Raw genomic sequence first — 697 nt, forward strand, 5'->3', positions numbered from 1 at the left:
GCCGCCGATCATGAAGTGCCTGATCGAGGGCGTCGAGGACGAAACCGGCATGGGCGGTCCGGCTTGCCCGCCAGCCGACGATCCGTCGGGCGAAGGCGTCGATCACGAAAGCCATGTAGACGAAGCCCTGCCAAGTGGCCACGGATGTGAAATCCGAAAGCCAGAGCATGTTCGGCGCGGGAGCCTTGAACTGGCGATTGACGCGGTCGAGCGGACATGGGGCAGCCTTGTCCGACATGGTGGTTCTGACCGGCTTGCCGCGAATGATGCCCTGAAGACCCATTGCCCTCATGAGCCGAGCAACGGTGCAGCGGGCGATGTCGTAACCATCTCGCTGCAACTGCCGCCAGACTTTCCGCACGCCATAGGCCTGGAAGTTCTCGTTGAACACTCGGCGTATCTCGACCGTCATGGCCATGTCGCGTCGGGCGCGGACCGACAGGCGATCCACGTCCGAGCGCCTGGCGATGACCTCATAATAGGTGGATGGGGCAATCGGCAGCAGCCTGCAGATCGGCTCGACCCCGAGCACCGAACGGTGTTCGTCGATGAAGGAAATCATCCCTTCAGTGGGCGGTCGAGCTCCGCCATCGCGAAATAAGCTGACGCCTTGCGCAAAATCTCGTTGGCCTGACGAAGCTCCCGGTTCTCCCGTTCCAGAGCCTTCATCTTCTCGGCAACATCGCTCGGCAGGCCA

The 697-nt window shown here is 62.1% G+C and carries 1 pseudogene and 1 other annotated feature; the pseudogene reads right to left on the minus strand.

Going from position 1 to position 697, the window contains the following annotated elements:
* Positions 1-697: pseudogene (locus tag AC2YI2_RS35105) on the minus strand (IS3 family transposase); the annotation flags it as partial.
* Positions 488-604 (minus strand) — a sequence feature (AL1L pseudoknot). It overlaps the preceding pseudogene by 117 nt.

The sequence above is a fragment of the Rhizobium sp. SRI_017 genome (assembly GCF_057586295.1).